The 25,220-nt window shown below is 43.0% G+C and carries 25 protein-coding genes and 1 pseudogene; 21 read left to right on the forward strand and 5 right to left on the reverse strand.

Annotated features, from left to right (window positions below):
- Positions 1-11 precede the first annotated feature (11 nt).
- From H8S07_RS03030 to atpC, 16 genes are all read left to right on the forward strand, one after another.
- A complete protein-coding gene (locus H8S07_RS03030) occupies positions 12-971 on the forward strand; it encodes a carbohydrate kinase family protein (RefSeq protein ID WP_117537518.1) in 960 nt (319 codons plus the stop codon).
- A gap of 195 nt (positions 972-1,166) precedes the next feature.
- Positions 1,167-1,658: an anaerobic ribonucleoside-triphosphate reductase activating protein gene (nrdG, locus tag H8S07_RS03035; RefSeq protein ID WP_021860083.1), complete on the forward strand. Its 492-nt coding sequence runs from the start codon at positions 1,167-1,169 to the stop codon at positions 1,656-1,658.
- Positions 1,659-1,681: 23 nt separating this feature from the next.
- Positions 1,682-2,557 carry a purine-nucleoside phosphorylase gene (locus H8S07_RS03040; protein WP_186855432.1) on the forward strand — a complete coding sequence of 292 codons (876 nt, stop codon included), beginning with the start codon at positions 1,682-1,684 and terminating at the stop codon, positions 2,555-2,557.
- 18 nt (positions 2,558-2,575) lie between these two features.
- Positions 2,576-3,907, forward strand: coding sequence for an amidohydrolase family protein (locus tag H8S07_RS03045; protein ID WP_186855396.1), 1,332 nt, complete (start codon positions 2,576-2,578; stop codon positions 3,905-3,907).
- 57 nt (positions 3,908-3,964) lie between these two features.
- Complete coding sequence (locus H8S07_RS03050) at positions 3,965-4,684, forward strand: HAD family hydrolase (RefSeq protein WP_021860086.1); 720 nt, start codon at positions 3,965-3,967, stop codon at positions 4,682-4,684.
- Between the two features lie 35 nt (positions 4,685-4,719).
- On the forward strand, positions 4,720-6,060 hold the full coding sequence (locus H8S07_RS03055) for a peptide MFS transporter (RefSeq protein ID WP_243060443.1): 1,341 nt from the start codon (positions 4,720-4,722) through the stop codon (positions 6,058-6,060).
- Between the two features lie 43 nt (positions 6,061-6,103).
- A complete protein-coding gene (locus tag H8S07_RS03060; protein WP_186855397.1) occupies positions 6,104-6,967 on the forward strand; it encodes a LysR family transcriptional regulator in 864 nt (287 codons plus the stop codon).
- 100 nt (positions 6,968-7,067) lie between these two features.
- Positions 7,068-8,465: an aminopeptidase gene (locus tag H8S07_RS03065; RefSeq protein ID WP_118660029.1), complete on the forward strand. Its 1,398-nt coding sequence runs from the start codon at positions 7,068-7,070 to the stop codon at positions 8,463-8,465.
- A 411-nt stretch (positions 8,466-8,876) separates the two neighbouring features.
- On the forward strand, positions 8,877-9,539 hold the full coding sequence (locus H8S07_RS03070; RefSeq protein ID WP_186855433.1) for a F0F1 ATP synthase subunit A: 663 nt from the start codon (positions 8,877-8,879) through the stop codon (positions 9,537-9,539).
- Positions 9,540-9,559: 20 nt separating this feature from the next.
- Entirely contained in the window at positions 9,560-9,787 is a 228-nt protein-coding gene (atpE, locus tag H8S07_RS03075) for an ATP synthase F0 subunit C (RefSeq protein WP_021860091.1), read from the forward strand.
- A gap of 38 nt (positions 9,788-9,825) precedes the next feature.
- Positions 9,826-10,320, forward strand: coding sequence for a F0F1 ATP synthase subunit B (gene atpF / locus H8S07_RS03080; protein WP_021860092.1), 495 nt, complete (start codon positions 9,826-9,828; stop codon positions 10,318-10,320).
- Positions 10,307-10,843 carry an ATP synthase F1 subunit delta gene (gene atpH, locus H8S07_RS03085; RefSeq protein ID WP_021860093.1) on the forward strand — a complete coding sequence of 179 codons (537 nt, stop codon included), beginning with the start codon at positions 10,307-10,309 and terminating at the stop codon, positions 10,841-10,843. The genes atpF and atpH overlap by 14 nt, the downstream gene beginning before the upstream one ends.
- 5 nt (positions 10,844-10,848) lie before the next feature.
- Positions 10,849-12,354 (forward strand): F0F1 ATP synthase subunit alpha, encoded by a 1,506-nt coding sequence (gene atpA, locus H8S07_RS03090; protein ID WP_021860094.1) that lies wholly within the window; start codon positions 10,849-10,851, stop codon positions 12,352-12,354.
- A gap of 12 nt (positions 12,355-12,366) precedes the next feature.
- Positions 12,367-13,266: an ATP synthase F1 subunit gamma gene (gene atpG / locus H8S07_RS03095; protein ID WP_186855398.1), complete on the forward strand. Its 900-nt coding sequence runs from the start codon at positions 12,367-12,369 to the stop codon at positions 13,264-13,266.
- 8 nt (positions 13,267-13,274) lie between these two features.
- Positions 13,275-14,684 (forward strand): F0F1 ATP synthase subunit beta, encoded by a 1,410-nt coding sequence (gene atpD / locus H8S07_RS03100; RefSeq protein WP_021860096.1) that lies wholly within the window; start codon positions 13,275-13,277, stop codon positions 14,682-14,684.
- 21 nt (positions 14,685-14,705) lie between these two features.
- Positions 14,706-15,122 (forward strand): ATP synthase F1 subunit epsilon, encoded by a 417-nt coding sequence (atpC, locus tag H8S07_RS03105; RefSeq protein ID WP_117537530.1) that lies wholly within the window; start codon positions 14,706-14,708, stop codon positions 15,120-15,122.
- A gap of 75 nt (positions 15,123-15,197) precedes the next feature.
- Here atpC and H8S07_RS03110 read toward each other — a convergent pair whose 3' ends face one another.
- The 3 genes from H8S07_RS03110 to H8S07_RS14840 form a co-directional block, all read right to left on the reverse strand.
- Entirely contained in the window at positions 15,198-17,387 is a 2,190-nt protein-coding gene (locus H8S07_RS03110; RefSeq protein ID WP_186855399.1) for a leucine-rich repeat protein, read from the reverse strand.
- A gap of 15 nt (positions 17,388-17,402) precedes the next feature.
- A complete protein-coding gene (locus H8S07_RS03115; protein WP_186855400.1) occupies positions 17,403-18,989 on the reverse strand; it encodes an Ig-like domain-containing protein in 1,587 nt (528 codons plus the stop codon).
- A 115-nt stretch (positions 18,990-19,104) separates the two neighbouring features.
- On the reverse strand, positions 19,105-19,269 hold the full coding sequence (locus H8S07_RS14840) for a helix-turn-helix domain-containing protein (protein ID WP_408640162.1): 165 nt from the start codon (positions 19,267-19,269) through the stop codon (positions 19,105-19,107).
- Between the two features lie 4 nt (positions 19,270-19,273).
- On the opposite strand from H8S07_RS14840, the pseudogene H8S07_RS14695 reads away from it, so the two are divergent.
- From H8S07_RS14695 to H8S07_RS03145, 5 genes and pseudogenes are all read left to right on the forward strand, one after another.
- Positions 19,274-19,426 (forward strand): annotated as a pseudogene (locus tag H8S07_RS14695) (L-arabinose isomerase family protein); the annotation flags it as partial.
- A gap of 539 nt (positions 19,427-19,965) precedes the next feature.
- Positions 19,966-20,631 (forward strand): phosphatase PAP2 family protein, encoded by a 666-nt coding sequence (locus tag H8S07_RS03130; protein ID WP_186855401.1) that lies wholly within the window; start codon positions 19,966-19,968, stop codon positions 20,629-20,631.
- Entirely contained in the window at positions 20,621-21,679 is a 1,059-nt protein-coding gene (locus H8S07_RS03135; protein ID WP_021859581.1) for a lysylphosphatidylglycerol synthase transmembrane domain-containing protein, read from the forward strand. The genes H8S07_RS03130 and H8S07_RS03135 overlap by 11 nt, the downstream gene beginning before the upstream one ends.
- 26 nt (positions 21,680-21,705) lie before the next feature.
- Positions 21,706-22,374, forward strand: a complete 669-nt coding sequence (locus H8S07_RS03140; protein WP_021859580.1) for a CDP-alcohol phosphatidyltransferase family protein — start codon at positions 21,706-21,708, stop codon at positions 22,372-22,374.
- 48 nt (positions 22,375-22,422) lie between these two features.
- On the forward strand, positions 22,423-23,298 hold the full coding sequence (locus tag H8S07_RS03145) for a phosphatidylserine decarboxylase (protein ID WP_117537540.1): 876 nt from the start codon (positions 22,423-22,425) through the stop codon (positions 23,296-23,298).
- Positions 23,299-23,351: 53 nt separating this feature from the next.
- Here H8S07_RS03145 and H8S07_RS03150 read toward each other — a convergent pair whose 3' ends face one another.
- Together H8S07_RS03150 and aroB are read right to left on the reverse strand one after the other, a co-directional pair.
- Positions 23,352-24,095 (reverse strand): SDR family NAD(P)-dependent oxidoreductase, encoded by a 744-nt coding sequence (locus H8S07_RS03150; RefSeq protein ID WP_117537542.1) that lies wholly within the window; start codon positions 24,093-24,095, stop codon positions 23,352-23,354.
- 51 nt (positions 24,096-24,146) lie between these two features.
- Positions 24,147-25,208 (reverse strand): 3-dehydroquinate synthase, encoded by a 1,062-nt coding sequence (gene aroB, locus H8S07_RS03155; protein WP_118519799.1) that lies wholly within the window; start codon positions 25,206-25,208, stop codon positions 24,147-24,149.
- Between the last annotated feature and the right edge of the window lie 12 nt (positions 25,209-25,220).

The following is a 25,220-nucleotide window of genomic DNA, read 5'->3' on the forward strand; positions in this document are numbered from 1 at the left end:
AGGAGAACACCATGAAAAAGTTTGATGTGACTGCTTTAGGAGAATTGTTAGTAGATTTTACAGAAAATGGAATAAGTGCGCAGGGAAATACACTTCTGGAGGCAAATCCGGGAGGGGCACCCTGCAATGTATTGGCTATGCTTAAGAATCTCGGGAAAAAGACAGCATTTATTGGAAAAATCGGGAACGATGCATTAGGTAAAATGTTGAAAAAGACAGTAGAGGATCAGGGAATTTGCATAGACAATCTCGTAGAAGATGAAGAAATACACACAACACTTGCCTTTGTCCATTCAGATAAAGACGGAGACAGAAGTTTTTCTTTTTACCGTAATCCGGGGGCAGATCTTATGCTGCAGTGGGAGGAAATAAATGTCGATTTTCTGGTAAATACAAAGATTTTTCATTTTGGCACCCTGTCTATGACGGAAGAAGAGATAAAAAATGTGACAAAAAAAGCAGTTCAGAAAGCAAAAGAAAACGGTGTGTTGATTTCTTTTGATCCGAATTTCAGGCCACCGTTATGGAAAGATATGGAAGATGCCAGACAACAGATGTGGTACGGTATTGGGCAGTGTGATATTTTGAAGATATCAGATGATGAGATTCTCTTTCTGACAGGGACGAAAGACATTGATGAAGGAATTGCCAGAATTAGAGAGAAAAGTCATGCAAAACTAATTTGTGCAACAATGGGTAAAAATGGAAGTAAGGTATATTACAAAGGAAAAACTGTCTTTGGAAGACCATTTTTGCGGAAAGATACGATAGAGACAACAGGTGCCGGAGATACTTTTATGGCATGCGTATTAAATACCGTGCTGGAAAAAGGACTGGAGCAGTTGACACAGGAGTCTCTGACAGAAATGCTGTTATTTGCAAATGCAGCATCTTCCATTATTACTACACGTAAAGGTGCATTAAAAGTAATGCCACAGAGACAGGAGATTCTGGACTGTCTCATTTCCTAAATCATAGGAAATACGATTTCATTTCAGATAGAAATATGCTATCCTTACAACAATCGGAGGCTGCATCAGTCAGCCTCCGTTTATCAAAAGCTTTTATTCAAAGCACGCTTTCAAAATGAAAACTTTGTTTTACCAACTTTACACTATTGCAAAAAAACACTACAATGTTATATAGAAATAATGTGAGGTATAACTATGAACTATGGAACGATAAAAGAATATGATATTGCAGACGGACCGGGTGTGCGTGTCAGCCTGTTCGTGTCCGGTTGCCGGCATCACTGCAAGGGATGCTTTAATGAAGAAACCTGGAATTTTAATTATGGAGAGCCTTTTACCGATGAAGTAAAAGACCGGATTTTAAAACTTCTGGAGCCGGTATATATTCAGGGATTTTCCCTGCTGGGTGGAGAGCCTTTTGAGCCGGAGAATCAGGTTGTGCTTGTGAATCTTCTAAGAGAGATCAAGGAGACGTATCCGAAGAAAGATATCTGGTGCTACAGCGGCTATCTCTTTGATGTGGATCTTGCAGAGGGAGGCAGAGTGTATACAGAGGTGACAGATGAGATGCTGTCTTATATTGATGTGCTTGTAGATGGTGAATTTGTAGAAGAATTAAAAGATATTACGCTGAAATTTCGCGGCAGTAGCAACCAGAGGATTCTGGAACTTGCAAAACTGCGGTAAATGTAAATAAGGAAGGGGACTTAATTATGAATTCAGCTTATGAGAAATTGACGGATTGTTATGAATCAGTAAAGGGGGAACTTCCGTTCAAACCAAAAGTAGCGCTGGTACTTGGTTCAGGACTCGGTGACTATGTGAAGAAGATGAAGGTGGAGAAAATTATTTCTTACCATGATATTGATGGTTTCCCGGTATCTACAGTTCAGGGACACAAAGGTCAGTTTGTATTTGGATATGTAGGGAACGTACCGATCGTAGCGATGCAGGGACGGGTTCACTACTATGAAGGCTATTCTATGACAGATGTTGTACTCCCAATCCGCCTGATGCGTCTGATGGGGGCAGAAGTGCTGTTTCTTACGAATGCTTCCGGCGGTGTAAACTACGATTATGAGCCGGGAGATTTTATGCTGATCCAGGATCAAATCGCAAGTTTTGTTCCGTCACCATTAATTGGAACGAATATAGATGAACTGGGAACGAGATTTCCGGATATGTCAGAAATCTATGATGAAGATCTATGCAAATTGATTCGCTATACAGCAAGTGATCTTCAGCTTACTCTGCGCGAAGGTACTTATCTGCAGCTTACCGGACCACAGTATGAATCACCGGCTGAGATTCGGATGTACCGGCTGTTAGGTGCAGATGCAATCGGAATGAGTACGGCATGTGAAGCGATTGCAGCAAACCATATGGGTATGAAGATCTGTGGAATTTCCTGTATCTCTAATATGGCATGTGGCATGACAGATGAACCACTCAGTCATACGGAAGTTCAGGAGACAGCAGACCGTGTGGCACCATTATTCAGAAGTCTTGTATCCGAATCGATTATCCGGATTTCAGATTTTCTGGAGCAGAAGGAGGCAGAAGCTCAGGAGAAAGAAGAAAAGTAAGAAAATACAGGAGAATCTATGAAAATAAGAATATATAATGCCAGGATTTTACCAATGACAGAAGAAAAGGCAGGACATTTTCAGATTGTGGAAGGGGAAATCCAGATTATAGAAGATAAGATTGCTTATGTCGGACCTTCGGAAATTGCACCATCCGGCTGTGGCAGTACCGGAAAAGAACAGTCTGCATCAGGTGCTGATGATAAATGGGATCGAGAGATTGATGCCCAAGGCAATCTGATCCTTCCGGGATTTAAGAATGCACATACACATTCGGGTATGACATTCTTGCGTTCGTACGCGGATGATCTGCCGCTTCTGGACTGGCTGAACAAACAGGTATTCCCAATGGAGGCAAAGCTTACACCGGAAGATGTATATTTGTTTTCAAAACTGGCAGTTTTAGAATATCTGACAAGTGGGATTACGGCGAATTTTGATATGTATCTGACACCGGATACGATGGCACAGGCATCAAAGGATCTTGGATTCCGCACGGTTATCTGTGGTGCAGTAAATGATTTCGTACAGTCCGTGCCCGAGATGGAAAAATGGTACAAAACATACAATCAGTTTGATCCGCTGATCTCGTATCAGCTTGGATTCCATGCAGAATATACGACATCAAAGCCGGTTTTGGAGGACATAGCAGCGCTTGCAAAGGATTTAAAAGCACCTGTTTATATGCATAATTCAGAAAGTTGTTCCGAAACGGAACAATGTATTGACAGAACTGGAATGACACCGACAGCGTATCTGGACAGTCTTGGAATGTTCGCACATGGCGGCGGTGGCTTTCACTGTATCCACATGACAGAAGAAGATCTGGAGATTTTTAAAGAACGCGGATTATACGTTGTGACAAATCCAGCATCTAATATGAAGCTGGCAAGCGGGATACCTCCACTTACGAAGATGCTTCAAATGGGAATCCCGGTTGCGATCGGAACGGACGGACCGGCAAGCAACAATTGTCTGGACATGTTCCGGGAGATGTTTCTTGTGACAGGGCTTGCAAAGCTTAAAGAGAAAGATGCGGCAGTTGTTGATGCAAAGGAAGTGTTATATATGGCAGCCGTGCAGGGCGCACGGGCGATAGGGCTTGCGGACTGTGACAGCCTGGCGCCGGGTAAACAGGCAGATCTTATTATGATCGACCTGCATCAGCCGAATATGCAGCCGCTCAATAATCTTACAAAGAATATTGTATACAGCGGAAGTAAGCAGAATGTAGTGATGACGATGATCGCCGGAAAGATTCTCTATGAAAAAGGAGAATTTTATGTTCCGGAAGATGTGGAACGGCTGTATGCGGATGTGAACTGCCGGGTAGAAGAATTGAAGAGATAACAATATAAGACAGAACGAAAACCATAATTTGAACATAGAAAAGAACTGGAGAATTACATGCAAAATATATTATTTGATCTGGATGGAACTTTATTACCGATGAATCAGGAGAAGTTTGTTACTTTTTATCTGCCGCTTCTTGCAGAAAAGATGAAGAAATATGACATAAGTACAAATGACCTGATCTCTGCAGTGTGGAAAGGGTTCTATGCAATGGTGGCAAATGACGGACACCAGACAAATGAAGATGCATTCTGGGAAGCATTTGATGCAGTAACCGGATGGGAGAGAACAGTAGTAGAGCCGGATGTAACCGATTTTTACCAGAATGAATTTAATCAGGCAGTTGTTTCGACAGATCCGACCGGAATGGCAGCAGAGATCATCCATACATTAAAAGAACAGGGGAAAAAGATCTATCTGGCAACGAATCCGGTATTTCCGGAATGTGCGACTATGAACCGTATCAAATGGGCAGGGTTGGATGCGTCGGATTTTGAAGCTGTCACAACTTATGAGAACAGTCATTACTGCAAGCCGAATGTGAAGTATTTTGAAGAAGTATTAAGGGATAATCATTTAAATCCGAAAGAATGTCTGATGGTTGGTAATGATGTAAAAGAAGATCTGGCAGCAGGACAATTGGGGATAAAGACATGGCTTGTAACAGATTGTCTGGAACATGGAGAGGGACTGGATCTTACGAAAGATGTCAAAGCGAATTATCAGAGCACTTTGGAAGAACTTCTGGAGACGTGTCGCAGAGGTGAGCTTTAGAACCATTCAGCCTTTCAGTTGAAAGGAGATAAAAGATGAAGCACGGAAAAAAACACGGACAGAGAAGCTTCAGCAGAGGCTTCTGGCAGACGGGCTGTACAGAGATATTTGAATGTATTTCTTATTATATGGGCAAATCTCTGATCCTGATTTTTACAACTGCATCTGTAGCGCAGGGTGGACTGGGCTTGACTGCGGCGCAGGGGGCGGCATTACAATCATTGTTTATTGCTTTTGCATTTTTCGGGCCTCTGGTCGGCGGAGCGATAACAGACCGCTGGCTGGGTGCGAGATATGCGACACCAATTGGTATGGTGCTGGTCGGAATCGGATACTGGTGCGGCTCTATGGCAAGATCTGTGACGCTTGTATATGTCATGATATTTTTCGTGTGTGCCGGGCGGAGCCTGTTTCAAGTCAGTGCGATGCTGGGGCGGATCGTGGTTGACAAAGACCGGATGGATGCGGCATATTCAATCCGCTATACATTAATGAATGTAGGCGGTTTTCTGGGAACATTTTCTCTTGGAATCTTATATAAAGATGTATTTGCAGTGAACGGCGTCTTTGGGTTTTCAGCATGTTTCCGTGTGGCAGCATGTGCCATGTTCCTTGGAACAATCTGGTTTATCAGTGGATGGAGAAAGATCGGTGAGGTTGGGAAACGACCGTTCAAGACAGAGAAAACAGCAGAAGAAAAGAACTGGGAAAAGGAAAAACTTCCGGTTACGGCAATCGAAAAGAAACGGATTGGCGCAATCTTTCTTGTGTCCGGATTTTCTGTTATTTTCTGGATGCTGTGGGATCTTGCATATCTGCCGGCATACTATTACTGGACAAAATATATGGATTGGACGATAGCAGGATATGAGATACCGGTGAGCTGGTTTGATTCCAGTAATTCGCTGTTCTGTGTCATATTAGGACCTGTAATGGCAGGAGTATGGCTTAGACTTTCCAGAAGGCCGGAAGGGGATATGAGCCTGTTCCGGAAGACAGGGATCGCATTGTTTCTTCTTGGGCTGGCATATCTGTATTATGCAGTTCTCGATATTGTCCGGGGAAATGGAAAACCATCTGCTGTATGGCTGATATTTTTCACATTTACGCTGACACTGGGGGAAATGTTTTTTGCGCCGCTCGGACATGCATTTATCAGTAAATATGCACCGAGCAGGTATCTGTCAACAATGATGGCGGTGTGGGGACTGGCAATTTTCCTTGCATCATTATGTTATGGAAAAGTTTACGGACGTTTGTTTGAAAGCGGACTGCCTTTCACAAAGGTCTGCGTGGGGATTACCGTGACGGCAGTGGCAGCGGGGTTAATACTTTTTATGTTGGACAAACGGCTGTCCGGTCTGGTTAAAGAATAAATATTATAATAATCTGAAATTTGATATGAGAGAGGAACAAAAAATGAGCAGTATGTGGAAATATAAATATTTTATAGATGTAGTAGAAAATAAAAGCTTTACAAAAGCGGGGACGATTAATTATGTATCGCAGACTGCGATTAGTCAGAATATTTCATCACTGGAGAAGAGCATCGGGGGAAAGCTTTTAAACCGTGGAAACGGAGAAATCATACTGACCGAGATTGGGGAAGTTGTGTACAAGCGCGCAAAAGAGATTCTGTCTCTGGAACAGCAGATGATCCGGGAAGTGGAGCATGTTAAAAATAAAGGATTGCTTCTGGTTGGAATAGACAGTGCAATCAATAAGCGTATGTGGATGATGGTAGAGAATGTCTATGAGACTTATTTTTCAGATTGTCCGATTGTTTTTACGAAAGTAGATTGCGCGATGGGAGCCTTGATGCTGGAGAGCAGGGATCTGGATGTATTTGTTGGATATCCGACAGAAGTTCTCAGGCGGATTCCGGCAATTGAGAAAAAAGAATTGTGCCATCAGTCGGTAGGTATATACGTTGGGAAGCAGACGACCATTCCTTATGGCGAGATTTCTCTGGATGAATTAAAAAATCATCTTTACTATCGCGCAAACCAGTACGGCGTCAGCTTACAGGAAGAAGCAGAAGAATATCTGAAGGGATCCTGTCCGATCATAGAGACTGGTAATGTGGAGACGATGAAACTGAAAGTCGAATTTAATGATGGCTTTGCTTTTGTAGACAGAGATTATTTTTATCGGAATGACGGTGAGATCAGGAATTTAAAAAATTATGAAAAAGAATGTGTGTTAAAGATGTATTATAAAGCGGACTGTAATAAAAGGACAGCATTTGAATTTATGGAAAAATTGAGAGAAGAATTAAAATAACCTTACCTTATTATGAGATAAGTTTTTGACGTTGGTATTTGTCCTCCCGAAACAGTAGAATAGTCTTATAAGATTGATACTTCAAGGAGGACAAACGAACATGGAGCGTAAAAACATGTGGGAAGGATATTCGGAGGCAGAACTGAAAGAATTAGAAGCGGTGAATGCCCGTTACAGAGAATGTCTGGACGTTGCCAAGACAGAGAGAGAATGTGTAAAACTTACTCGCAGACTGGCAGAAGAACAGGGCTATCAGAACCTGAAAACATTTATCGAAAATGGCACATCTTTAAAAGCCGGAGACAAAGTGTATGCAGAATGTATGGGGAAAACAATTGTCTTATTCCAGATCGGTAAAGAACCGATGGAAAAGGGAATGAACATTCTGGGTGCACATGTGGATTCTCCGCGTCTGGATGTAAAACAGAATCCATTATATGAGGATTCTCAGTTAGCATATCTGGATACGCATTATTATGGCGGTATCAAAAAATACCAGTGGGTAACAATTCCGCTGGCTCTGCATGGTGTATTTGCAAAGAAAGACGGAACAGTACAGGAAGTTTCAATTGGGGAAAAGAAAGAAGATCCTGTATTCGTTATTTCTGATCTGTTGATTCATATTTCACAGGAACAGTTAGAGAAAAAAGCATCTGTTGTGATCGAAGGCGAAGGTCTTGATCTGCTGATCGGTTCTAAACCGGTACTTGGGGACAGCAGGGAAGAGAAAGAAGCCAAAGCGTCCGTTAAGAATATGGTGCTTGATTATCTGAAAAAAGAATACGGTGTGGATGAAGAGGATTTCCTTTCTGCCGAACTGGAAGTCGTACCGGCAGGAGAATCCAGAGAGTGCGGTCTGGACCGTAGCATGATCTTAGGATACGGACAGGACGACAGAGTCTGCGCATTCCCGTCTCTTTTTGCAATGTTTGAGACGGAGGAGCCGGAGAAGACAACCTGCTGTATTTTAGTAGATAAGGAAGAAATCGGAAGTGTGGGGGCTACCGGTATGCATTCCAGATTCTTTGAAGATACAGTTGCCGAGGTGGTTGCCCTGACAGGAGGAAATGCACTCCATGTAAGACGTGCACTTGGTAACTCTGCAATGCTGTCATCTGATGTAAGTGCAGCATTTGATCCATTGTATGCAGATGCATTTGAAAAGAAAAATTCTGCTTATTTCGGAAAGGGAATTGTATTGAACAAGTATACCGGAAGCCGCGGAAAGAACAATGCCAGTGACGCAAGTGCAGAATATCTGGCACAGGTTCGTCATGTGTTTGATGAAAACGGAGTCGGATTCCAGACTGCAGAGATGGGACGTATCGATCTTGGCGGCGGTGGAACCATCGCATATATTATGGCAAACTATGGTATGCGTGTGCTTGACAGCGGTGTGGCAGTAATGTCTATGCATGCACCTTGGGAACTGACAAGCAAAGCTGATATTTATGAGTCTTACAAGGCTTATAGAGCATTCTTAAAAGATATGAGATAAGGATGTATTTAAGAGGTATTCTTCGTTGTTTTGTATGGCAGAGAAACTGAAAAGGGCTGGTTTTTTCCAATGCCATGATCCCTCCAGATGATTTCCCTTTTCAGTTTCAAAATCTGCAAAACGGAAAGTTTATAGACATATTAACGAAAATAATTGGAATAGATGATAAAAAGTTGTGCGATATTCCTATTAAAAATTAGATTGTAATAAAATCTTAACATTTTTCTGTCAGAATCATAAAAAAATCATGAAAAATGACGAATGTTCACTAAAAAAATAAATAAAAAAATCGAATTTAAAAGCAGTCTCTTATTGAGGCTGCTTTTATTGACAAATGGGAAAAATAGAACTAATATAATCAAAAAATTCAGGAAGGAAGGGGATCATACGGAAGATTTAACAAAGGCTCTCATAGAGGAATTGAACTGCAAAACAGTATTTACAATTCCGGTCTTTGGTGGGATCGCAGTAGACGAAGGCGTTGTCGTAACATGGATCATCATGACGATACTGGCATTACTTTCGATTCTTTTTGTGCGAAACCTCAAAGTGGAGAATCCGGGAAAAGTTCAGCTTGCTTTAGAATCTGTGATCGAATGGGGCGAGAACTTTTTCAAAGACATCATAGGGGAAGAAAACAAACGTTACATACCCTGGTTAATGACAGTTGCACTGTATCTTGCATGTGCGAATCTGATTGGACTTTTTGGATTTAAACCACCGACAAAAGATTTGAACATTACAGCGGGACTTGCAATTATGAGTATGCTGCTGATTGAATACAGTGGAATCCATAAAAACGGTGTAAAGCACTGGTGTGGACATTTCGCCAAACCGGTACCGCTTGTAGCACCAATCATGATATTGGAAATATTTATCCGTCCACTGTCATTATGTATGCGACTGTTTGGTAATATGCTTGGCGGATTTGTAGTTATGGAATTAGTTGAACAGGTAGTACCACTTTTTGTTCCGATACCGCTTAGTTTTTACTTTGATATCTTTGACGGATTATTACAGGCATATGTGTTTGTATTTTTAACAGGATTATTTATGAATGAAGAAATGGAATAAAGAAAAGGAGATTTAAGATTATGACAGGAACAATTATTGCAATTGGAGCAGCAGTAGCAGTATTAACAGGTGTTGGAGCCGGTGTAGGTATCGGTATTGCAACAGGTAAAGCAGTAGATGCAGTAGCAAGACAGCCGGAAGCAGAGGGCAAGATCAGTAAGAACCTGATTCTTGGTTGTGCACTTGCAGAGGCAACCGCTATTTATGGTTTCATCATTGGACTTCTGATTATCTTCTTCTTGAAATAAGGCGTATAAAAGAACGAAAGAAAGGCAGGTAATAAGAAGTGCTGAGATTAGATTTTAATCTGGTTCTTACCATGATCAACCTCGTGGTTCTCTACCTCATCCTGCGTAAGTTTTTATTTCGCCCACTGATGAACATTATGGAACAGAGAAGAACGATGATCGCAGACGGACTTCAGCATGCAGAAGATACAAAGAAAGAAGCTTACGCATTGAAAAGTCAGTATGAGTCAGCTCTTGGCGGGGCAAAAGAAGAATCAACCCGGATCATCGGTCAGGCAAAGAAAGATGCAAAAGCAGAATACGACCGTATTCTGGATGAGGCAGATCAGGCAGCAGGCAAACTCATGAAGGATGCCAGAGAGACGATTGATCTGGAGAAAGAAAAGACACTGAGAGACATGCAGTCAGAAGTTGCCGCTCTTGCAGTAAGTGCTGCAAAAAAAATGGTAAAACAGCAATATGGGGCGGATGCAGATCAGGCGGCATATGACCAATTTCTGAAAGAAGCAGGTGACGCCCATGACGACAAATAAAAAAGAAAATGCCGGATTCTACTCCATGCCGGCAATCCGTTATGCACATGTACTTTCAGAACTTGGGATTTCCGGGGCAGCAGTTGAAGAGACAGAAGAAATTCTGGAGCAGACAAAAGAGTTGAAGGAAATCCTGGAACATCCGGTTATTACTAAAGAAAATAAACATGATATCATCGACCGGATATTTCCGGAAGAAATGAAGAATTTTCTGAAGGTTGTCGTAGATAACGGAAAAGTAGATATCGTCATGGAGATCTTCGGCGCATACGAAGAGCTGGAGAAAAAAAGAGCAAAGATCGCGACAGCAAAATTACGATATGTAACGCTTCCGTCCGAAGAACAGAAGAAAAAGATGGAAACATTTATATGTAAAACATTTGCGGCAGATGGCGTGAGCTGGGAAATGAAAGAAGATCCGGAACTGCTTGGCGGCTTCATACTCCTTGTTGATGGAAAGGAATATGATTACAGCATGGCAGGACGTCTGAACCGCTTAGAGCAGACATTAATGCGGAGGTGAAAATAGTGAGTACAATAAGCTCAGATGAGATTATCTCGATCCTGAAAGAAGAGATTGAGAATTATGATGAAATATGCAAAGACCAGGAAGTCGGCACAGTCATCTCTGTCGGCGACGGTATCGCCTCCATTTATGGAATTGACCATGCAATGTATGGCGAGATCGTAACTCTGGAAAATGGATTAAAAGGAATGGTGCAGGACATCAAACAGAATGAAATCAGCTGTATCCTGTTCGGTGATGATGCTGAAGTAAAACAGGGAACAAAAGTTGTCCGTACCGGTAAAAAGGCAGGTATTCCGGTAGGAGAAGCATACATTGGACGTATTGTAGATCCGCTGGGAGCGCCGATAGATGGAAAAGGTGAGATCGAGGCAACCGAGTACCGCCCGATCGAGCAGGAAGCGCCGGGAATCGTAGACCGTAAATCGGTAAGCGTACCGCTGGAAACAGGAATCTTATCGATTGACTCCATGTTCCCAATCGGACGTGGACAGCGTGAACTTATCATCGGTGACAGACAGACCGGTAAGACTTCGATTGCAATGGATGCGATCCTGAACCAGAAAGGAAAAGACTGTATCTGTATTTATGTAGCGATCGGTCAGAAAGCATCAACGGTAGCACAGCTTGTAAATACATTAAAGAAACACGATGCACTGGATTACACGACCGTATTTTGTTCGACAGCAAGTGAGTGTGCACCGATGCAGTATATCGTTCCATATTCCGCAACTGCACTTGCAGAGTATTTCATGTATAAAGGAAAAGACGTATTGATCGTTTATGATGATCTGTCCAAACATGCAGTAGCGTACCGTGCGATCTCACTGCTTCTTGGAAGATCTCCGGGACGTGAGGCTTATCCGGGAGATGTCTTCTATCTACATTCCAGACTTCTGGAGCGAAGCAGCAGACTGAGTGAGGAAGCCGGTGGCGGCTCGATCACGGCACTGCCGATCATCGAGACGCAGGCAGGAGATGTATCTGCATATATTCCGACCAACGTTATTTCTATTACAGACGGACAGATTTTCCTGGAGAGTGCGCTCTTTAATGCAGGTATGCGTCCGGCGGTCAATGTTGGACTTTCCGTATCCCGTGTAGGTGGTGCGGCGCAGACAAAAGCGATGAAGAAGGCAAGTGGAAGTATCCGTATCGATCTTGCGCAGGCAAGAGAAATGGAGTCCTTTACACAGTTCAGTTCAGATCTGGATGATGCGACAAAAGCACAGCTGAAATACGGAAGTACACTGACAGAGCTTCTGAAACAGCCACTGGGACGTCCGTTGAAACTGCATGAACAGGTAATTACGTTATGCGTGGCAACGCACCATCTGATGATGGATGTGGAAGATGCGAAAGTCAAAGAGTTCCAGATGGATATGCTGGCATATTTTGACCAAGAACATCCGGAGATCGGACAGGCAATCGAAGAGAAGAAAGTACTGGATGACGAACTGACAGAACAGATTATTGAGGTAGCTAAAAAGTTCAAAGAAAATAGATAAGCAGGTGAAAATATGTCGAATGCAAAAGAAATCAAAGAACGAATGGGCAGCATTCAGGAGACAAAAAAGATCACCAATGCCATGTATCTGATCTCTTCTTCCAAGATGAAACAGGCAAAGAAAAAACTGTCAGATACGGAACCATTTTTCTATAGGATGCAGGCAGAGATTGCCCGAATCTTAAGACACGTTCCGGATATGCACAGCCAGTTTTTTGATCAGAGGGAAGAGAAGAAACCGGAAGACAGGAAAATCGGCTACATTGTAGTCACCGCAGATAAAGGGCTTGCCGGAGCTTATAACCATAATGTACTTCGCATGGTGGAAGAGAAAATAAAAGGACCGGGACAGCATAAGTTATTTGTATTAGGTGAACTGGGACGGCAGTATTTTGCAAAGCGTACAGATGTGGAGCTGGATATGAGTTTCCGGTATACCGTACAGAATCCGACGCTGTACCGTTCCAGAACGATCACCAGTGAGATGATCGGACAGTTCCGGAGCGGAGAGCTGGACGAAGTTTATGTGATTTATACCCGCATGGTAAATGCAATGCAGGTAGAAACAGATACAGTAAAACTTCTGCCGCTTCACAAGGCAGATTTCCTTCCGAAGGAAACATTGAACGCACTTGCAGATGTCTATCAGGAAGGTATGGTGTTCTATCCATCCACACACAGTGTGATGGCAAATATTGTGCCGAATTATATTAATGGTATGATCTATGGCTGTCTGGTTGAATCTTACTGCAGTGAGCAGAATTCCAGAATGCAGGCGATGCAGAATGCGACAGACAGTGCCACAAAGATGCTGGATGAGTTAAATATAACTTATAACCGTGTGCGCCAGGCCGATATCACACAGGAACTGACTGAGGTTATCGGCGGAGCGAATGCACAGAAAAGGAAGTGATAAGCGCTATGACAAAAGGAAAAATCGTACAGGTTATGGGACCTGTCGTAGACGTAGAATTTAAAAGCAAAGAAGAACTTCCATATATCAAAGATGCGCTGGAGGTTGACAATGGCGGAAAACGCTGTGTCATGGAAGTAGCGCAGCACATCGGAAATAATATTGCACGTTGTATCATGCTGGCTTCCAGTGACGGACTGTGCAAAGATATGGAAGTAACCGCTACCGGAGCAGGTATTAAAGTGCCGGTAGGAGAACAGACTCTGGGACGTCTGTTTAATGTATTAGGTGAGACAATTGATAATGGAGAACCGATCGCCAAAGATAAAGAGCATTGGGTAATCCACAGAAAAGCTCCTTCTTTCGAGGAGCAGAGTCCGGCAGTAGAAGTATTGGAGACAGGAATCAAAGTCATCGACCTTCTGACGCCATATGCCAAAGGTGGTAAGATCGGTCTGTTTGGTGGTGCCGGAGTTGGTAAAACCGTGCTGATCCAGGAGTTGATTCACAATATTGCAACCGAACATGGTGGATATTCTATTTTCACAGGAGTCGGAGAGCGTTCACGTGAAGGTAATGACCTCTGGACAGAGATGAGTGCATCGGGAGTTCTGGACAAAACCGCTTTGGTATTCGGTCAGATGAACGAGCCACCTGGAGCACGTATGCGTGTTGCTGAGACGGGACTTACGATGGCAGAATATTTCCGTGACCAGGAACATCAGAACGTATTGTTATTCATTGATAATATTTTCCGTTTCGTACAGGCAGGTTCCGAGGTGTCCGCACTTCTCGGACGTATGCCGTCAGCCGTAGGTTATCAGCCGACGCTGGCAAATGAAATGGGAGCACTGCAGGAGCGTATTGCTTCTACGAAGAACGGATCTGTCACATCTGTACAGGCAGTTTATGTGCCGGCCGATGACCTGACAGACCCGGCACCGGCAACAACATTCTCCCATCTGGATGCGACAACCGTATTATCCAGAAAGATCGTGGAGCAGGGTATTTATCCGGCGGTAGATCCGCTGGATTCTACATCCAGAATCCTGGAGCCGGACGTAGTTGGAGAAGAACATTATCAGGTTGCACGTAAAGTACAGGAAATCCTGCAGAAATATAAAGAATTGCAGGATATCATCGCAATCCTTGGAATGGAAGAACTTTCCGAGGAAGACAAGATGACAGTAAACCGTGCGCGTAAAGTGCAGAAATTCCTGTCACAGCCATTCTCAGTAGCAGAAACATTTACCGGAATCCCTGGAAAATATGTACCGTTAAAAGAGACGATCCGTGGATTCAAAGCAATCATTGACGGTGAGATGGATGAATATCCGGAAAATGCATTCTTTAATGTCGGAACAATCGATGAAGTCATCGAGAAAGCCAAAGCAGAAGAAGCTGCAATGGAAGCTTAGTACCAGTGAAGGAGTGAAATTATGGATACATTTCAGTTGAAAGTCATATCCAGCGACAGAGTGTTCTACGAAGGACGCTGTAAACAGCTTATCATTCCGGCACCGGACGGACAGAAAGGCATCCTGCCGCATCATGAAAATATGATCATTGCAGTGGAAATCGGTGAACTGCATCTGCAGGATGAAGAAGGAAACTGGATCACCGCTTCGGTTTCTAAAGGTTTTGCAGAGATCATGAACAACCGTGTTTCCGTACTGGTAAATACAGCGGAGAGCCCGGAAGAGATTGATGTCAGACGTGCGACAGAAGCCAAAGAGCGTGCCCAGGAGCAGCTCCGGCAGAAGCAGAGTATTCAGGAATACCAGCTGTCGCAGGCATCGCTTGCAAGAGCTATGGCAAGACTTCGTGCATCGAAGGAAAAAGACTGGCGGATTTAATAAAAGGGGACGGGGCTTTTCTGGAAAAGCCCCGTCCCCTTTTAAGTCGTTATGAGATTACAGAGAGTAAGCCAGTTATTTCACCGTCGCATTTTTCGAAAGCCCTTTTTTCAGGAAGATTTTCTTATAAGATTTTACTTTCCCTTTCGGCACAGTGATGATCGCTTTTGCATGTGTTTTCGTAAATGCCTGGCTGCCGACGCGGGCAGTTGTAAGCTGCGAGGTTTTGATGGTGACAACCTTTAAATTCTTGCAGCCATAGAATGCTTTCTTGCCGATGTTTGTTACGGTTGACGGGATAACGATTTTCTTAACTTTCGTGTTACCTTTAAAAGCATTGCTCGCAATCTTAGTTACACGGTAAGTTTTGCCGTCACGCTTGACATACGTCGGTATTGTAACCGTGCCGGATGCTTTCTTTGAAGGTTTGTATGTTGTGTTACCACTGATCTTCGGAGCGGTATTGCCGGCAATGCTGATGCGGAGCGTTGGGCGGTCCACGGAGTTATTTGTAGAATATTTCTCTATATAATCTGCAGTGCTGTAAGTGTTATCATTGATAAAATATGTCAGATACAGCATCCCTTTTTTCTTACCGGTCAGCACTTGCTTTCCGGCATTTCCGGAAAGCGTGGCAGTGCTGCTCTTTACCGGAGTTCCTTTGGCATTTGTAATCTTCCAGATTCCTTTTTTGGCGTTAAAACCGTAATAGTCTGCACCTTTTGTGTTGGTTGCTACCAGTTTAATCTTTGATAAAGAATAGTTCTGCTTTATATTGACTGATTTTGGCGCACCGCTTTTCACACTGATATCACTAAGCGGAAGTGTCGGGATAAGATCATCTACTTTGCTGGAAACGGAAGATAATGTTTCTGTGTAAGAGCCGCCTGCTGCGCTCATCAGTCCGTTTCTGCGGATACGTTTCAATAATTCATCTCCATATTTATATTTTTTTACAGTTCCCCAGTTGATGCCATCCGGATCCGTCATGCTTGCCTGGATGTAGCTTCGTTTCTTAAGATTCGTGCGGGCATTCTTAGAACCTGCGCCGGTGAAGCTGGCGAGAACGTAAGAATTTAATTTACCGCCTCTTAAGTTGCGGTCATATTCAACGATTGTAACATCGTAATTGATATAGACCGGACATTTATAATAAGTCGTTGCAGTCTGTGTTTTTGTCTGCTGCTGGATAAGAGCTGCAGTATAAGGCAGGAGTGAAAGAGATACTTCGGAAGTATTTTCCGTTGAACGCTCTTCGCTCTCCTCTTTTGACCAGCCTTTCTCAATGGACTGGCTGGCAGAAAATCCGATGGAAGTTTCCAAATCTCCGAAGAATGGAAGACTCTTGGAATGTGTAACTGTAACGGATTCTTCATAAGTATAAGATTTGGAGCCACTGATGCTGCTCAAAGCACCGTAAGTAGTTGAATTTGTCAGCGACTGCGTGCCGGACACTTCCACGCCACTGTTGTTGCGGATATCGGAGCTGTAAATATTACTGGTCTTTTTCTCGTCACTGATCACCCGCTTGTAGGAGTTATCGTACATTGGGAAAATCGGTGACACACGGAAATTATGAAAATACACAGCGTAAGCTTTGTAGCGTCCGGCGATATCACTGTCTTTTGCACGGAGTGCACCATGCCAGCGGACAACAACCGGAGATTCTTCGGTATCATTGGAAATGGAATCGAGTTTTTTTAATGGAAGCGATCCAAGCGGTGTACTCGTAAGATCATTTGCGATATGCTGCTGTGCATTCGCAAGACTGCTTTCACTGAAATACCCGCCCCAGTTATACCAGGCATCGTCCAGTTTCAGTTCAGATTTCCGCCGATTTCCATAAATGGTCATATTACAAAGTGTATCATTCAGATAACCATAATTTCCCTGCCCTTTTTCGACAGATAAGATCCATCCAAGGTAATCCCAGTCGGACAGCAGATAGTCGCCCTTGCGTGTGCCCATAGGAACGTCATCATCTATAATGTAAGATTGTAGTGCTTTTTTATAACATTCCGCCGGAAGCATGGAGAGATCTGTATTAGTATTACGGTAAAAAACGCGGTCACTGCCGAGATCCTGTGAGTCTTTGTCGATGAAAGTTTTCGGAAGATCCACAAGCCCATTTATAATCGCTTCCGGCGATTCATCTCCGGCCTTTACCTGAGTCATTGGGATACAGGAAAAAATCATGACAGAGGAAAGTGCCAGGGCAAATGTTTTCTTCCAGATTCTTATTTTTCGTTTATCATTCTTTTTCATAATGCACCATCCTTTCTAATATACCTTGACGGAAACGGTTGCTTTTCTGCCACTGCCATCGGTTGCGGCTGCTGTAATCTTTACAGTTTTTCCTTTTCCGGCTTTTAAAGCCTTCACGACACCTTTGGAGGAAACAGTCATATATTTCGTGTTTGAAGAAGTGAAGGTTAAAGCTTTATTTGCACCTGCGGATGCAGTGACAACTGCCTTTAATTTCGTACTTTTTCCGGCTTTTATTTTTGACGGTGCAGTGACTTTCAGCTTCTTTACAATCCCTTTCATGGAAGTAATCTTAAAAGAGCCTTGCACTTTACTGCCATCTTTGGATAAGGCAGTGATGGTAACGGATTTTCCACCGCTGTTTTTCTTTAAAGTGACAACACCTTTGGAAGAAACAGTAGCAACTTTAGTGTTACTTGCTTTCCATTGCAGAGCTTTGTTGGTTGCGTTGGAAGGAGAAATCGTGGCTTTTAAAGGAAGCTTTTTCCCGGCAGCAATCTTGTGGGAAAGACCGGATAACCGGATTTTCTTTACTTTATAAACTGGATTTTCTGATTTGTCAGGCTTTGGCGTTTCATTTTCATTGATTACCATCGCATTCTTTTCGAACATTGTATTATTGGAAGAAACCGTACCGGCCGATAAATAATTTACTTTTGAAAGATTAACATACATTGCAGGACGTAAAGGATAGTAATCCTGGGATGCTATGCTGTTTTTCATGATTTCACCTGTCGTTTGGACACTGTCATACAATGCTCTCGTTGTATCATAAGTTTCTAATCTCCAGTTGCAGTTTCCGGCATATTGTGGACGTTTGTCACGCCAGACATTCTGTGCAAATGCAAAGTCTGTACACTTCGCGCGTCTTGCATTATCTTCCAGCAGGGTGACATCTGTGAATCCGTATGCCAGAGCTCCCGAACCGTAGGCTTCCGAGTTGCTTAACAGAAAAAGTTTATTTACAGAAGGCTTATAATTATTGCGGGTTGTATCAACGACAGCAGCCTGTTCTTCGGAAGAAAATATCTGGAAAAATAGTTTGTTATTAAAGAAGTCAGGAATATCTGTCAGACTTCCCCGGTAGAAAATCTTGTCAGCAAGAAGAAAAGCGGTGGATTTATTCATCTTTAACACACGCCATTTCAATGGCTCGTATCGAAAATAGTGCCAGGTGCTGTTATCTTCCCAAGGGAAAATATTATAAGTCTGGGAATATTTAGTGGTTGGCCAGTAGTCCGGAGCCAGGAGATAAGAAACATCCGTCTGGCTGCGGCAAAGCCTCCGATATTTGTAGTTTCCAATGGTAATATCTCCGTTTTCATCCCACTGGGAGTCGGCGGCAGCTTTTAATTTTTCGTAAATTTGTCCATTTTCTGCTGTGACTTCAGACTGCGGATAGCTTCCGAGCCAGACGCAGTCCCAGGTGACTTTCTTCCCGGCATAGAGAGAAGAATCATCGGTGATTTTCGGATTGGATAAAGTGTCGGATGCCCGGACGGTCTCCGCCGGACAGATAAGTGAGGACAACGTTCCTGTCACGGTAAGAACCGAGACAAGAACGATGCCGGAGAATATTTTCTTAAGATGTAGTCTGTTCATAGTGCGCCCCCTTTTCATGATTTTGATAAGTATAGGTTTTAACGTTCACTTCTCTATCTTTATCATATGAAAAGGGGACAAAAATCATAGTGTCTGCCGGTCACATATTAGAAAATCAATGGCTATGGCGGTATTTCGCAGGGGTTGTGTCATATTTTTGTTGGAATATTTTATAAAAATATCTTTTGTTGTTATAACCGACGGTGTGCATAATCTCGTCTACGGTTTTATCCGTGTGTTCCAGCATGGATTCCGCATGTTCCAGACGGATCTTCTGCACATAGAATGTAGTATCACAGGCAGATATCGATACACTGGTTGAAGAATATTATGACAAATATGAGAACCTTCTGGAAGGAAGAGATGAGAAAGAATTCCGCGAGCATGTTGCAGTGCAGGCAGAAATTGAAATTGGATTTGAGAGATCTCTGGAACAGTCTGGCATATTAAAATAGGACTGCAGATTGGGAGGTTTGCAGTCCTGAGGAAAAAGTTATGAAAAAGAATTATAAGTGTTCGTTTTCTTCGAACAATTATAGTATAGGCAGAAATTGTGATGAAAGTGTGATGAGATTAAGAAAAAAATGTTAACAAATACATTTTCTTATAAAAAGTCATTAAGCCATGCACCCACTCCTGAGCAAGCCCATCGTGGTTGCAGGCTTATGACCCTGGCATTAATATATGATGATAAGGTTAAAAAATGCCAGACGAATTGCTCCGTACTGCGTACTCTCGCAATTCTGCCCAATATTCGCATATCGCGAAGCTTGCGCTTCCCTTTTATGCTCATATCGGGGCGGGTCATTAAGCCCTGCACCCACTCCTGAGCAAGCCCATCGTGGTTGCAGGCTTATGACCCTGGCATTTTAAATTCTGAAGAAACATTAAAGATATTTTAAAGAAATAAGAAGAATGTGCACAAGCAGGAAAAAGTCTGCTATAATGAACAACATACGGTGAAAAGAGGTGCATTATGAAGAAAGACACGACACAGAAGAAAAAAATGATACCTTCTTATGCAATACTTCCGCTGCTGATCTGTATAGCTGTGAATTTCACAGTTTATATAGGAACAGATAAGCTGATGGAGCACCGCAATTTTTATGATCTGACCTTACCGGTTGACAGAATGGTTCCGGTGATTCCGGCATTTTCAGTCATTTATATCGGATGTTATTTATTCTGGATCGTAAATTATATTATGATCACCAGAATGAACAGAAGCCACTGTTATCGTTTTATTCTGGCGGATGTTATGTCAAGACTTGTATGTGGTTTCTTTTATATTGTAATGCCGACAACGAATGTGCGTCCGGTAGTGAATGGAACAGATATTTTCAGCCAGATGTTAAGATGGGTGTATCAGATAGATGATCCGACCAGATTGTTTCCGTCAATTCATTGTCTGGTAAGCTGGTTCTGTTATATCGGAATCCGTGGACAGAAGCAGATACCGAAGTGGTATCAGAGGTTCAGTCTTGTATTTGCAATTTTAGTCTGTGTATCAACGCAGGTAACAAAGCAGCATTATATTGTGGATGTTTTTGGAGGCATTGCTGTGGCAGAGATTTGTTACCGGATTTCCGGTAAGATTATGGAGCGGCGAAGCCGGGAAAAGGGGAAAAAGATTGTTAAATAAGAAGAAAAGTATTGCGAATACCATTTTTCTGGTTTTGATTTTCGCATTAACACTTTACAGTGTATTCCATGGTGAAGATCTTCCGGCGGTGCTCAGGACGATCGGTGAAGTGAATCCGTGGTATCTGATACCGGGAACAGCAGGTGTAATCCTGTTTATCTGGGGGGAATCGATCATTATCTGGTATATGTTCGGTACACTGGATATTCATGAAAAGAAACGGACGTGTTTTTTATATTCCTGTGTAGGTTTCTTCTTTAGTGCGGTGACACCGTCTGCAAGCGGCGGACAGCCGATGCAGATCTATTATATGAGAAAGAATAAAATACCGATTCCGGTAGCAACGCTTGTACTGATGATCGTTACGATTACATACAAATCTGTACTGGTATTTGTTGGTCTGTTCGTTGCATTTTTCCAGAGAGGATTTGTTCATAAATATCTGGAAGGAATACTGCCGATTTTTTATCTGGGAGTTGCATTAAATGTAGGCTGTTGTGTTGCAATGTCGATTCTGGCATTTCATCCGGAGCTTGCCAAATGGATCATGATGAAAGGTCTCAGGCTTCTGGAAAAGAGCCGGCTTATGAAACATAAGGAAAAGAGAACGAAAAAGCTTGCAGATTCTATGGAACAGTATAAGGCTACGGCGGCTTATTTCGGAACGCATAAGAAAGTGATCTTTAATGTTATACTGATTACATTTTTTCAGAGATTTTCATTATTTTTTGTAACATGGTTTGTATACAAAGCTTTCGGACTGCACGGAACGAGCATATATGATGTAGTGATGCTGCAGGCAGTCGTATCTGTATCAGTGGATATGCTCCCACTTCCGGGAGGAATGGGAATTAGTGAGAATCTGTTCCTGATTATTTTTAAAACAGTATTTACAGCAGGACTTCTGTTACCGGGAATGGTACTGAGCAGAGGAATTGCGTTTTATGTACAACTTCTCTTCAGCGCAACACTGACATTGGTTGCGCATGTTCGGATAGGACGAGGGCGGGAAGAGACAACAGAAACTTGTGAACAACAGGCTGGCTAATTCAGCGGAAAGAAAAGAGGGAAAAAATGATAGGAATTTATAATTATACGGTTGTGCTGACTTATATGAGTCTCTGCTCTTCCGTTTTTGGAATGACACAGGCAATACACGGACATTTTAAGATTGCGATTTTCTGTCTTGCATTATCCGGGCTTTGCGATATGTTTGACGGCAAAGTTGCGCGTTCTAAGAAAGACCGTACAGATGATGAGAAAGCTTTTGGTATCCAGATTGATTCACTGTGTGATGTAGTCTGTTTCGGAATCTTTCCGGCAATGATTTGTTATCTGCTGGGAGTACGTGGACCAATCGGTCTGCTTTTAATTGCATTTTATTGTATCAATTCGGTGATCCGGCTTGCTTATTTTAATGTAATGGAAGCAAAACAGGCACTGGTAACAGAGAGCGGAGAGAAGTTCTATAAGGGATTGCCGATCACATCCATGGCAATTGTATTGCCATTGGTATTCATGATCCAGTTTTTTGTACCGGATTTTGTTTTCCGTATCTGCCTGCATCTGGCACTGTTTATTGTCGGACTGTTATTTGTTGTAGACTTTAAATTAAAAAAACCAGGCAATAAAACACTTGCACTTCTTGTGCTGGTCGTTGGTGCGGCAGTGATCATTATGATGATATTTACAAAGTACAAAGTAAATATGCAGATGAACTGGCCATGGCTTTGCAGAAGATAAAAGGTTACATAAGAGATCAGAAGACGGCAGGATATGAGGAGAACACAGATGAAATACAGAGACCGGGAAGGCAGAGATGTCGGTGTTGAGACCGGACAGGATCAGTTTTTAAAACATTTATATGGAAATGCATTTGGAAGAGCTGTTATCCGGATTATGATCCGTCCGTGGGTGAGCAGGCTTGGCGGATATGTTCTGGACAGTTTCATATCCAAGATCGGCATCCGTCCGTTTGTAAAAAAGAACAATATTGACTTGTCTATGTGTGAGAAGACAAAGTTTCGTTCATATAATGATTTCTTTACAAGAAAATTAAGAGAAGAAGCACGCATACCACAGGGAGATGAAAAGACGTTGATCAGTCCTTGCGATGGGAAATTAAGCGTATATCCGATCAGTGATATAGCAGGTAGAGAGAATACATTCCGGATCAAGGATACACTTTATACAACCTCATCACTTCTGAGATCCGGCAAACTGGCAAAGCAGTATGAGGGCGGCATGGCGCTTGTGTTCCGTCTGACAGTGGATGATTATCACAGATATTGTTACGTGGCAGACGGAGAGAAATCCCAGAATTATCATATTCGGGGAGTATTCCATACGGTGAATCCGGTAGCCAATGATGTGTATCCGATTTACAAAGAGAATACAAGAGAGTACAGCCTGCTTAAGACAAAGCGGTTTAAGACGATTTTAATGATGGAAGTCGGCGCTCTTATGGTTGGACGGATCACAAACTATGAAGAAGCAGGAACAGTCCGTAAGGGGCAGGAAAAAGGAAAGTTTGAGTTTGGTGGGTCGACGATTATCCTGTTATTGCAAAAGGATGCAGCAGTGCTGGATAGCGATCTCATCCGTAATACAGAAGAAGGATATGAAACTATCGTAAAGATGGGCGAAAGAATAGGAACGGCAAAGTAATTGCCGTTCCTATTCTTTTGAGGAAAATTCATATAATGAAGATTTGCCTTAAATTAAAGTGTGGTAAACATATCGATCACCTGTCCGGTCATGACTTTCGGTGAGTCGCATAAAAGGTAGATAATACCTTTTGCTACATCTGCAGCACTGTCCATAACAGCATTGTCCTGACCGACATTGTGGTTGTATACCCGCTGTCCCGGTGTATCTACCATACCAGGGGCAACAGCATTGACTTTAATGCCATATTCTTTTGTCTGGATTGCGGTTGTCTTTGTCAGTGTCACGATACCGCCTTTTGCTACTGCGTAGCCACCCATCTGGGAAGCGATACGTCCCATGCGGGAAGAAACACTTACGATGTCACCACTATGCTGTTTGATCATAACCGGCACAACTTTGTTGAGGCAGAGGAACGGAATCTTCAGATTTGTCTTGATGATCTGATCCCACTGCTCTTCGCTCCACTCCCAGATCTTGATTGCCTGATGTCCGACTTTGTCATAAATCTCAGATGGGTATCCACCGGCATTATTGATCAGGATATCAATGCGTCCAAATTGTTCTACAACAGCATCAACCATGGACTGTACCTGTGCGGCATCTGTCAGATCACGGGAAAGGGAAGTAGCTTTTCCTCCTTTTTCTTCGATCATCTGTACCGTCTCGTCCAGGTTTGCCTGTGTTCTTGCAACACAGACAACGGTTGCGCCTTCTGCGGCAATTGCGAGAGCCGCTTCTCTTCCGATGCCCTTGCCGGCACCTGTTACAATTGCAATTTTACCTTCTAATTTCATTTATTCAGCCTCCAAAAATAAGTAGTTATCAATATATAATCATTCATTTACCTAAACAATTCGTTCAGTATCGTCAAAGAAATCCAAAGCAGCCGGATAGATATAACTGTCGCCGATCCCATGGAGGAGAATCAGATTCAAGTGATTGTTCAGATTCTTCTTATCCAGTGCAATGGCTTCTGTCAAAGCGCCAAGAGCAACACCGCAGGAAGAAGGAAGTCCGTAGATTGTAAGCAGATCCTGGATCCGTATAGAGGTTCCGTCCGGTGTAAGACCTTTCTCTTCTGCGAGTTTCGTCAGTTGATACATACCGATCGCAACCGCTTCACCATGGCTCTCACGCTCATAATGATAATACTGTTCGATCGTATGTGCCAGCGTATGCCCGAAATTCAGGAGCATACGGCTTCCTGTGTCAAACTGATCTTCTTCGACTACAACACGTTTGCAGTCTACACAACGGTAAATGATATTGCCAAGTTCGTCCTTTAAGTCGGCAAAGGAAGTATGTGTTTCCAGAAGGGAAAATAATTCCGGATCCTGGATGCATCCATACTTGATCACTTCGCCCATGCCATCGTGAATGAAATGGTCCGGCAGTGTCTGTAATACTTCCGGATCTATCAGGACGAGGGAAGGCTGATAAAATGCACCAACCAGATTCTTGCCCTGCGGCAGATCAACAGCAACTTTTCCGCCAACGGAAGAGTCAACCTGCGCAAGCAGGGAAGTTGGAATCTGGACCAGTTTGATTCCACGTAAGAAACTTGCCGCTGCAAATCCTGCCAGATCCCCAATCACGCCGCCGCCTAGAGCGATCAGAAGATCGCTGCGGGAAAATCGTGCCTGAAGCAATGCGTCATAGATCAGAGGAAGAGACTCAAATTTCTTCGTGGCCTCTCCATGCGGAAGCACAAGATGAAAGACTTCAAAGTCAGCTTCCAGCACTTCCGACAATGCATCTCCGTAGATTGGATAGACGTTATCGTCAGAGACGATCATGATCTTTCTGCCATGAAAGACTTCCTTAATATAAGTTCCGGCATCTGCAAGAATGTGATTCTCGATATAGATTGGATAACTGTTTTTTTCAAGATTAACGGTTAGTTTCATTGTAGCTTTACT

Origin of the sequence: Dorea hominis (assembly GCF_014287705.1) — a bacterium.
In the GTDB taxonomy this organism is placed as follows: Bacteria; Bacillota; Clostridia; order Lachnospirales; family Lachnospiraceae; genus Dorea_D; species Dorea_D hominis.

Bases quoted from the DNA above. Each gene is read 5' to 3' on its own strand.
- H8S07_RS03030 (WP_117537518.1), top strand. From the start codon at position 12: ATGAAAAAGTTTGATGTGACTGCTTTAGGAGAATTGTTAGTAGATTTT.
- nrdG (WP_021860083.1), top strand. From the start codon at position 1,167: ATGAACTATGGAACGATAAAAGAATATGATATTGCAGACGGACCGGGT.
- H8S07_RS03045 (WP_186855396.1), top strand. From the start codon at position 2,576: ATGAAAATAAGAATATATAATGCCAGGATTTTACCAATGACAGAAGAA.
- H8S07_RS03050 (WP_021860086.1), top strand. From the start codon at position 3,965: ATGCAAAATATATTATTTGATCTGGATGGAACTTTATTACCGATGAAT.
- H8S07_RS03055 (WP_243060443.1), top strand. From the start codon at position 4,720: ATGAAGCACGGAAAAAAACACGGACAGAGAAGCTTCAGCAGAGGCTTC.
- H8S07_RS03060 (WP_186855397.1), top strand. From the start codon at position 6,104: ATGAGCAGTATGTGGAAATATAAATATTTTATAGATGTAGTAGAAAAT.
- H8S07_RS03065 (WP_118660029.1), top strand. From the start codon at position 7,068: ATGGAGCGTAAAAACATGTGGGAAGGATATTCGGAGGCAGAACTGAAA.
- atpE (WP_021860091.1), top strand. From the start codon at position 9,560: ATGACAGGAACAATTATTGCAATTGGAGCAGCAGTAGCAGTATTAACA.
- atpH (WP_021860093.1), top strand. From the start codon at position 10,307: ATGACGACAAATAAAAAAGAAAATGCCGGATTCTACTCCATGCCGGCA.
- atpG (WP_186855398.1), top strand. From the start codon at position 12,367: ATGTCGAATGCAAAAGAAATCAAAGAACGAATGGGCAGCATTCAGGAG.
- atpD (WP_021860096.1), top strand. From the start codon at position 13,275: ATGACAAAAGGAAAAATCGTACAGGTTATGGGACCTGTCGTAGACGTA.
- atpC (WP_117537530.1), top strand. From the start codon at position 14,706: ATGGATACATTTCAGTTGAAAGTCATATCCAGCGACAGAGTGTTCTAC.
- H8S07_RS03110 (WP_186855399.1), bottom strand. From the start codon at position 17,387: ATGAAAAAGAATGATAAACGAAAAATAAGAATCTGGAAGAAAACATTT.
- H8S07_RS03115 (WP_186855400.1), bottom strand. From the start codon at position 18,989: ATGAACAGACTACATCTTAAGAAAATATTCTCCGGCATCGTTCTTGTC.
- H8S07_RS03130 (WP_186855401.1), top strand. From the start codon at position 19,966: ATGAAGAAAGACACGACACAGAAGAAAAAAATGATACCTTCTTATGCA.
- H8S07_RS03140 (WP_021859580.1), top strand. From the start codon at position 21,706: ATGATAGGAATTTATAATTATACGGTTGTGCTGACTTATATGAGTCTC.
- H8S07_RS03145 (WP_117537540.1), top strand. From the start codon at position 22,423: ATGAAATACAGAGACCGGGAAGGCAGAGATGTCGGTGTTGAGACCGGA.
- H8S07_RS03150 (WP_117537542.1), bottom strand. From the start codon at position 24,095: ATGAAATTAGAAGGTAAAATTGCAATTGTAACAGGTGCCGGCAAGGGC.
- aroB (WP_118519799.1), bottom strand. From the start codon at position 25,208: ATGAAACTAACCGTTAATCTTGAAAAAAACAGTTATCCAATCTATATC.